At 71.5% G+C, this 8,415-nt stretch carries 8 protein-coding genes; 5 read left to right on the top strand and 3 right to left on the bottom strand.

Annotation, left to right across the window (positions count from 1 at the left end; genetic code table 11):
- Nucleotides 1-663, top strand: a 663-nt coding sequence (locus DW309_RS09270) for a DUF998 domain-containing protein (protein ID WP_136045209.1), incomplete at its 5' end; no start/stop codon positions are given.
- A 19-nt stretch (nucleotides 664-682) separates the two neighbouring features.
- On the opposite strand, the gene DW309_RS09265 is transcribed toward DW309_RS09270, so the two are convergent.
- The gene (locus DW309_RS09265) at nucleotides 683-1,282 is read right to left on the bottom strand and encodes a TetR/AcrR family transcriptional regulator (protein WP_136045208.1); all 600 of its coding nucleotides are present in this window, start codon (nucleotides 1,280-1,282) and stop codon (nucleotides 683-685) included.
- Nucleotides 1,283-1,405: 123 nt separating this feature from the next.
- On the opposite strand from DW309_RS09265, the gene DW309_RS09260 reads away from it, so the two are divergent.
- Complete coding sequence (locus tag DW309_RS09260; RefSeq protein ID WP_136045207.1) at nucleotides 1,406-2,350, top strand: alpha/beta hydrolase family protein; 945 nt, start codon at nucleotides 1,406-1,408, stop codon at nucleotides 2,348-2,350.
- A gap of 68 nt (nucleotides 2,351-2,418) precedes the next feature.
- On the opposite strand, the gene DW309_RS09255 is transcribed toward DW309_RS09260, so the two are convergent.
- A complete protein-coding gene (locus tag DW309_RS09255) occupies nucleotides 2,419-4,026 on the bottom strand; it encodes an alpha/beta hydrolase (protein ID WP_136045206.1) in 1,608 nt (535 codons plus the stop codon).
- A gap of 21 nt (nucleotides 4,027-4,047) precedes the next feature.
- Nucleotides 4,048-4,689 (bottom strand): hypothetical protein, encoded by a 642-nt coding sequence (locus DW309_RS09250; protein WP_136045205.1) that lies wholly within the window; start codon nucleotides 4,687-4,689, stop codon nucleotides 4,048-4,050.
- A 94-nt stretch (nucleotides 4,690-4,783) separates the two neighbouring features.
- Here DW309_RS09250 and DW309_RS09245 point away from each other — a divergent pair, with 94 nt between their 5' ends.
- The 3 genes from DW309_RS09245 to DW309_RS09235 all read left to right on the top strand — a co-directional run.
- Complete coding sequence (locus tag DW309_RS09245; protein ID WP_136045204.1) at nucleotides 4,784-5,395, top strand: TetR/AcrR family transcriptional regulator; 612 nt, start codon at nucleotides 4,784-4,786, stop codon at nucleotides 5,393-5,395.
- A gap of 163 nt (nucleotides 5,396-5,558) precedes the next feature.
- Nucleotides 5,559-5,789: a hypothetical protein gene (locus DW309_RS09240; protein ID WP_136045203.1), complete on the top strand. Its 231-nt coding sequence runs from the start codon at nucleotides 5,559-5,561 to the stop codon at nucleotides 5,787-5,789.
- Nucleotides 5,786-8,415: ATP-binding protein (locus DW309_RS09235; protein ID WP_136045202.1), on the top strand; the 2,630-nt coding region annotated here is incomplete at its 3' end. The genes DW309_RS09240 and DW309_RS09235, both read left to right, overlap by 4 nt.

Here is an 8,415-nt window from a genome sequence, read left to right as displayed (position 1 = left end):
GTCGCGGCGGCCGTGGGCGGCCGGTTCGCGTTCGGGGCCGGGGTCGGGCTGCGCACGGCCGACCTCGCCGGGCTCCTGTTCGGTTTCCTGGTGATCGGCACGCTGTTCGCGATGGTGACGGCGGTCGACCCGCGGTGGTGGGAGGAGAACTTCTCGCAGCTCGGCGTGGGGTGGGCGTTCAACGGCACGCTCGTGGTTGCCGGGCTGCTCGTCGCCGCGGTCGGCGCGTACATCGGCCGTGACCTGCACCGCCTGCGGGGCGACGACGCCCTGCCGCGCATCGCCGTGATCGTGGGCCTGTGGGCGGCCGCGGGTGCGGCGCTCGCCGCCGTGGGGCTGCTGCCCCTGTACAGGGCACCCCTGCCGCACGACATCGCGGCCTTCGCAGCGCTCGTGCTGTTCCTGGCCGCCGCGGCACTGACCACGGTCGCGGTACCGGGGCGACCGACGGCGCTCGTGGCGACGTCGATCGCGGTGGGCGTGCTCGTGGTGGTGGCGGTCGTGCTGTGGCTGCCGTTCGGGCTGTACGCGGTCACGGCGCTCGAGGCGATCGTGGTCGGGCTGGGGCTGCTGTGGCTGACGACGCTCGTGCGCGTGCTGGCGATTTTGGTGCCGGAGACGTCGCGTCCCTCGGCCCGGCGCTCGCCGCTGCGCGCGGGCTGACGCCGGCTCGACGAGGGGGTCAGCGAGCTTCGGGTGCGAGCACCCCGGAGATGAGCAGTTGCACCAGGTCGGCAGCCCGGTACCGCGCGTCGCCGGTCGCGCCGATGCAGAGGTTCCCGATGCCTCGGAGCACGGTGTACGCATCGATCGCGGGCGTCCCCTCCGCGGACCCGCGCGCTGCCTCCAGGAGCGAGGCGCACACCGGGACGAGACGGTCGACGAAGTAGGTGTGCAGGGCGTCGGATCCGGCGCTGTCGCCCTGCAGTGCGCCGGGCAGGCCATGCTTGGTGACCAGGAACTCCACGAACAGGGCGACCCACGCCCGCAAGGCGGCTTCGGGGGTCGCGCTCTCCGCAAGAAGGCGGGGACCGGCGTCGGCGCACGCTTCGACCTGGTGCCGGTACACCGCGACCACCAGCTCGGAACGCGTCGGAAAGTGACGATAGATCGTCCCGACGCCGACTCCCGCCTTCGCTGCGATCTCTCGGACCGGAGCATCGACCCCGGACGTCACGAACACTGCTGCCGCCGCCTCGAGCAGAGCCTGCTCGCTCCGGCGCGGGCGACCCGCTCGCTGCGGCCGCGCATCGTGCGACGGCTCGCTCTCGACCTCGCTCATGTCCTGCTCCGGTTCCCTCGACGGCGCTCGCTTGCATTACGGAGCATTGTTCCGTAATGTTGCGGAACAGCGCTCCGATATCCACTATCGCAGAGCGCTGCACCCCTCGGAAAGGAACTCGCCGTGACCTCATCCATCGTCGACACGCTGGACGGCATCATCGGTGCCGGACGCGCGGTCGTCTCCGTCGCTCCCGTGGCGGTGTCCGCGCCCGGCCGAGCGGTTCCCCTCGACGTGCGGGTGTCCGCTCCCGCGACGGGATCGAACCTTCCCGTCGTGCTGTTCTCCCACGGCAACGGCTGGAACCTCGATGGGTATGCGCCGCTCACCGCGTTCTGGGCCTCCCGCGGGTTCGTCGTGATCCAGCCGACGCATCTGGACTCGCGCCGCAACGGGTTCGGGTTCGATCACCCGGTGTTCCCCACGATCTGGACCGAACGGATCACGGATCTCACTCGCATCCTCGACCAGCTCGACACCATCGAGGCCGCCGTTCCCGGTCTCTCCGGCCGCATCGATCGCACGCGCGTCGCCGCGACCGGTCATTCCTGGGGCGGACAGACCGCGCAGTCCGTGCTCGGGGCGCGGATCGTCGACGACTCGGGCACGGTCGGCGACGACATGTCCGACCGACGCGTCACCGCAGGCATCCTGTTCGCGGCGACCGGTGTCGGCGGCGACCACCTTCACCCTTTCGCACGGACGAACTTCCCCTTCATGCGTCCGTCCTTCGCGGAGCTTCGCACGCCGACCCTCGTCGTCGCCGGAGACCACGACCAGTCCGCGATGTCCAGCCGCGGACCGGACTGGTTCACCGATGCCTATACGCACAGCCCCGGTGCGACGGATCTCCTCACGCTCCACGGTGCCGAGCACTCCCTCGGCGGCATCGTGGGGTACGACGTCGCCGAGACCACCGACGAGCACCCCGAGCGGGTCGCCGTCATCCAGCGGATGAGCACCGCCTACCTGCGGACCGCTCTGCACGTCGACGACACCAGCTGGCCCGCTGCTCGCGCCGCGTTCACGGACGGCGGCCATCCGATCGGTCACATCGACAGCAAGTGAGAGGTGTGCCCGTGTCCCTCGCCGTGCGCGAGCAGCAGGCGAGGGACCAGGCGTCGCCAGGGAGGAGGTCACAGCGCGCAGCGCGCTCCGTCCTCGGGGAGTTCGAGGTCGACGAGGTAGTCGGCGACGATCTCGTCGATGCACTCGTTGCGGGAGACGATGGTGCCGTGCTGGTTGGCGTCGACGGTGAGCAGTCGGGCGCCGAGGGTGTCGGCGAGGCTGATGCCTCCGTCGTGAGGGGTCACCGGATCTCCCGTGGCCGACACCACGAGCACCTCGGGAAGCCCGTCGATGTCCGTCGCGTAGGGGTAGCCGAGTGTCGGTTCGGACGGCCAGTACTCGCAGCCGTCCTGGGTGGGGGGAGTTGTCCCCGGGTCGAGGAACGGCACGGCGTCGTTGAGGTCTTCGCCGAGCCTCGCCATCTCCTCGGCGGTGAAGCGTTCTTCGTCCAGGCAGTTGATCGCGAAGAGCGCCTCGTACGAGTTCGTGTACTCGCCGCTCTCGGAGCGGCCATATGACCCGTCGCGCAGCGCGAGCAGGGCATCCGGCCGACCTGCCTTCAGCTCCGCCAGCCCTGCCACGATCGCGGGCCAACTCGCCTCGGAGTACAGCCCGGCGACGATGCCTTCGCCGGCGGCGAGGAAGCCGACCTCGCGGCCGTCGGCGGCGATCAGCGGTTCATCGACAAGCGGCCGCAGGAGGCGCTGCGCCTCGCTCGTCGCCCGTGCGGGATCGGCGCCCAGAGGGCAATCGGCCTGGGCCGCACAGAAGTCGGCGAAGCGCTGGAAGGACGCCTGCAGCCCCTCGCTGAGGTGGATCCGACGCTCTCGGGTGTTCTTGAGCGGGTCGACCGCGCCGTCGAGGACGAGGGCGCGGACGTTCTGCGGGAACATCTCGGCATAGACCGCTCCGAGGCGCGTGCCGTAGCTCACACCCGCGAAGGTGAGCTTCTCGTCGCCGAGCGCGGCTCGGAGGATGTCCATGTCGCGAGCGGTATCGCGGGTTCCGAGGTGGGCGAGCACATCGCCTCGGCCCGTGCCGTCGGCGCACTTCTCGACGATCTCGCGGGCGGAATCGTCCGTCCACTCTCCGAGTGCCGCGAGGGGAGCGTCGGCGTCTCGCTCGTCGTCGGTGTAGCAATCGACGGCGGGGCGGCTGAGGCCGACCCCCCGGGTGTCGAAGCCCACGATGTCGAAGCGGTCGGTGAGGGGCCCGCCCGACCACAGGGCGGCCACCAGAGGGGCGAACGTCGTCGCCGCCGCGCCTGGTCCGCCGGGATTCAGCACGACCGAGCCGATGCGGTCCTCGCCGGTGGCTGCGATGCGGGCCACCGCCAACTCGATGGTCTCACCCGCGGGGTCCCCGTAATCCAGGGGCACCGTGAGCATCGCGCACTCGGCGCTCTCCGCCGCATCGATGACCTGAGGGACGGCGGGTTGAGACCTCACGAGCGCGGGGTCACAGGCCCCGAAGTCGAGCTCCTGCCCCCTGTACCGCTCGAGGTCCGAGTCCTGCACGGCTTCCGATTCGGGCGCGGCGTCCCGGTCGTCCTGCGTCGCGGCGGTGCAGCCGGCCAGCAGCAGCGATGCGACCGCGGTGACAGCGGCGACCGGTGCCACCCATCGCCGTCGATGATCGTTCCTCCGTCGGCTGCGGATCGGCGAGCGGTTCCTCATGGTGTTTCCTTTCGTGGGGTCTCAACTGGCGAGTTCATCGATCCAGCTCGATCGCATCCGCAGGGCCCGCTCCGTGCTGCCGGCGACGGCCGCGAGCCCGATGAGCAGATTGATGTGCAGGGGGAGCTGGATGGGCGACGTGAAGGTGCCCACCGATGCGGCGATCAGCGGTATCTGCGAAAGAGCCTCGATGATCTGGGGAACCTCGACGCAGAGTCCGACGACGACGAGGGTGAGGGAGATGAGGCCGATCGCACGGCTCGCCCGGGGATGCCGGTGGTGCAGGCGGGCGCGGCGCCCCTCGGCCGATCGCGGATCGGGTGACAGCTGTTCTTCGGTGCCGTCTGGGCGCACGTAATGGCACCGCTTGAGCCCGAAGCCGGTGATCGCGACCTCGATGTGGCCGCCGGGCACCGCGAAGCGGGTGGGCATCTTCGCGTACGACCGCAGTGCGCCGTCGACGTAGAGGCGGGCGCGGACCTCCCCGTCGGTCATGTCACCCCCGTGGCGCACGTCGACGGTGTAGATGGATGCCGTGCCGTCCGGTGACGCCAGGGTGATCGAGCGCAGCGATCGGCTGAACATCTGCCACCAGCGGTACCGCCGCAGTGGTTCTCCTGACCCGTGGCGGACGCGGCGGTTGCGCCAGTTCGCGATTCCCATCGTCGCGGTCCTCGTCTCGATTAGTACAGCGTGCTAGTGAACGAGGGGCTAAGCTATCACACTGTGATAGATCGATGGTTTGCGGAAGGCGGGCATGGGCGCTGAATCGAAGGAGCCGGGGACCCGCTCGAAGATCCTCATCGCGGCGGCGACGATGCTCGGCGAGAACCCCACGGCTCGACTGAGCGTGCGGGGCGTGGCTGCGCGTGCCCAGGTGAGCACCGGCTCGCTGCGGCACTTCTTCCCCACCCAGCGGGAACTCATCGAGACGGTGGTCGCGGGGATGTACGACCTGGAGATTCCCGACGACCCCATCGGCGATCGCTCCCTCACGCCCGAAGAGCGCCTGACCGCGTGCCTGCAGTTGCTTCTCTCCCACGTGGGCGTGGGCGAACGCGCCAGGCAGCAGTGGGGAGCGCTCTACGAGGCGTACGTCGCCACGCCTCCCTCCGAGGACCAAGCCGCGACCTACCTCGCGCTCGAACGGATGGGGCGCCACCGCATCGAGCAGTGGCTGACGACCCTGGTCGACGAGGGTGCGATCGCTGCGGGTGGGATCGAGGAGCGCGCGCGGTTCCTCGCCACCGTGACGTCGGGCATCGCGACCGAACGCGCGCTGCCCTCCGAGACGGTGCGCGTCGATGCCGAGAAGGAGACCCTGCGCCTCGCCGTCCACGCGGTCATGAGCGGGCCGCCCGCCGCATGAGTTCTCGCTTCGACGGCATGCCCGTCGCGCGGACCGCCTCCGTCGTCGCCCCTCCCTAGGCGGGTGTCGCGCCGGGGTGTGCGGAAGATAGGGCATCCGTCCGATGTGGCGGTGGGGCCTCAGAGCGGAGTGTAGGGATACACCGAACCGCCGAGGAGAGATCATGTTCGAGCATCCCTATCTGACCCAGCAGGTGACCGCTCACGAGCAGGAGCGCATCGCGACGGCCGTCGAGCAGCGCCGCCGCCTGATCGAGCACGCGGACCAGATCGTGCCGCGGGCGGACGGGCCCGTGCGGCGGCTGCTGCGTCGCCTCGTGCAGCGCGGGGTCGTGTCGCGCACGGCTGTCGCGGAGCGCGAGTGCCGACCGTGCGAGCCCGCGGTCGCCCGGTGACCGACGCGGTCCTGCTGCCGTTCCCGCACCGCGACCCCGATGTCGGCGGTGGGTGGGACGATGGAGGCATGGCCCCAGCCCCCAGCGCCGCGATGGTCGGGCGAGACGCCGAGCTCGCCGAGGTGCGCCGTCTGTTCGACGGAGCGCGCGACGGCGTGCCCGCGGCCGTGCTGGTGGAGGGCGAGGCCGGGATCGGCAAGTCCCGCCTGGCGCGCGAGTTCGGCGCCGAGGTCGCGAACGCCGCCGACGTGCATGTCGGATGGTGCCTCGACCTGGGCGCGTCGCGCATGCCGTTCGGCCCTCTCACCGGCATCCTCCGGTCGATCGTGGCGCGGATGGGCGTCGAGCGCGTGCGAACGGTCGTCGGCGTGGGCATCGAGGCGCTCGGGATGCTGCTGCCCGAGCTCGTCGACGCCCCCGCCGACCGCGAGCGCACGAGCCCGGAGCGTCTGCGCGACGCCGTGGCGTCACTGGTCGAGGCCGCGGCGGAGGAGTCGCCGCAGGTGCTCGTGGTGGAAGATCTGCACTGGGCCGACGACTCGACCCTGGCCATCCTGTCGTTCCTGCTGCGGGCGTGGAACCGCGGTCGCATCCTGCTGCTCATCACGTGCCGCACCGACGACGTGCGTCGCGGCGACGCGGTGAGCCGTTTCATCGGCGAGGCCACGAGGGCGCGGCTGCTGGAGCGGCTGACGGTGTCGCGCCTGGAAGACGAGGCCGTCCGCGAGCTGGTCGAGCAGATCACCGGACGCGCTCCGTCGCCGTCCGCGCTCGAGCGGCTGCAGGTGCGGGCCGAAGGCGTGCCGTTCTTCGTGGAGGAGATCGCCGGGTGCTCCCAGGGCCCGCTGCCGGACAGCCTGCGCGACCTGCTGCTGGCACGCTTCGACCGTCTCGGCGACGACGCAGGGCGTGTGGTGCGGGTCATCTCCGGCGCCGAGCGTCCCCTGAGCCACCCGCTCGTCACGCGCCTGGCCGGGCTGCCCGAGGAACGTCTCGACGAGGCCCTGCGCGAGGCCGCCCGCAGCGGCATCATCGTGGTAGAAGACGACGACTACCGGTTCCGGCACGCGCTGCTGCGCGAGGCCGTGCACGACGATCTGCTCCCGGGGGAGCGCGCCCGCCTGCACCGCGCCTACGCCGAGGCGCTGGAGGAGCAGAGCGAGGGGGCCGCCGACCGGGGCGATGCCGCCGCGCTCGCGTATCACTGGCAGCTCGCGCAAGACGACCGTCGCGCGATCACGGCCGCCGCCGAGGCCATGCGGCAGGCCAAGGCGCAGTATGCCTTCGCGAGTGCTGCGCGCTTCGGCGAGCTCGTGCTCGAGCTGTGGCCGCTCGTGCCCGACGCCGCCGCCGCGACGGGGTTCGGGCGCCTGGAACTGCTGCACGTGCTCGGGTCGGTGCTGCGCAACGCGGGCGACGGGGAGCGCGCTCTCGCGGTGGCCAACGTCGCGCTCGCCGAGGTCGATGCGACGACGGTCGACCCGCGACTGCACGCCCGCCTGCTGCGCAACAAGGCGCTGTACCTGGTGAACCTGGGGCGGCTCGGGGCCGTGCCGCTGCTCCGCGAGGCGCTGGCCATCGCAGAGGAGCACGTGCCCGATGAGGCGTTCCGCGCCGAGCTGCTCAACCAGCTCGCCGGTCGCCTGATGATCGCGGGCGACCGGGAGGATGCGATCCGGCTCGCCGACGAGGCCGAGCGCCGGGCCGCGGCCGCGGGGTCGCGCGACCAGCAGTCGATCGCAGCGAACATGCGCGGCGGCTCACTGGCGCACCTCGGCGCCGTCGAGGCGGGCGTGCGGGAGTTCGAACGGGCCAGGGTGCTGGCAGACGGCTCGACCGCCGAGATGCGCTACCGCGTGAACTACTCCGACCTGTTGACGCTGCTCGGCCGGTACCGGGAGGCGGTCGCGGTGGCCGAAGCGGGGCTGCGCCGGGCGCGGGAGCTGCGCGTCGAGCGCACGTCGGGCACGATCATGGCGCAGAACATGATCGTCCCGCTGCTCGAGCTCGGCGAGATCGACCGCGTCGAGGAGATGCTGTCGCGCGACTTCGTGCAGGGCACGCTGCGGGTGTTCCGCATGTACATGAGCATGACGCGCGTGCGGGTGCTGGCGTGGCGCGGCCGGTCGACCGAGGCGGCGGAGATGCTGCGCGAGTGGCGGCCGGCGTTCGAGGAGACCGGCGGCTCTGAGCGCCAGATCTGGTACGACCTCGTGACGATGACGGTCGCGGTGGCGCAGAGCGAGGGCGACCTCACCGGTGCGCTCGACGCGATCCTCGCGATGGTGCACGACGAGAAGCCGGCGCTGCTGCATCAGCGTCGGCTGCTGCTGGAGGGCGGGGCGATCATCGCGGAGCTGCGGTCCCGGGGGGTCGACGTCGAGGCGGCCTCGGCCACGATCCGCGACGCCTGGCTGGCGCAGCCCGACCAGCTGCAGCACGACGCCTGGGGGCTGATTCTCGATGCCCTGCTCGACCCGCGACCGGAGAAGGTGGAGGAGGCGCTGCGCCGCGCTGACGGCGACGACGTGCCGGTGACCTTCCGCGCGGTGCTCCGCCTGGAGCGCGCGCAGGTGCACGTGCGAGAGGGCGAGCGCGCGGCCGCCTCCGCCGTGGTCGCCGAGGC

The organism is Microbacterium sp. K41, from assembly GCF_004794395.1.
Lineage (GTDB): Bacteria > Actinomycetota > Actinomycetes > Actinomycetales > Microbacteriaceae > Microbacterium > Microbacterium sufflavum.
The sequence above is the reverse complement of the archived record's forward strand: the minus strand, read 5'-3'. Positions and strand labels throughout refer to the sequence as shown.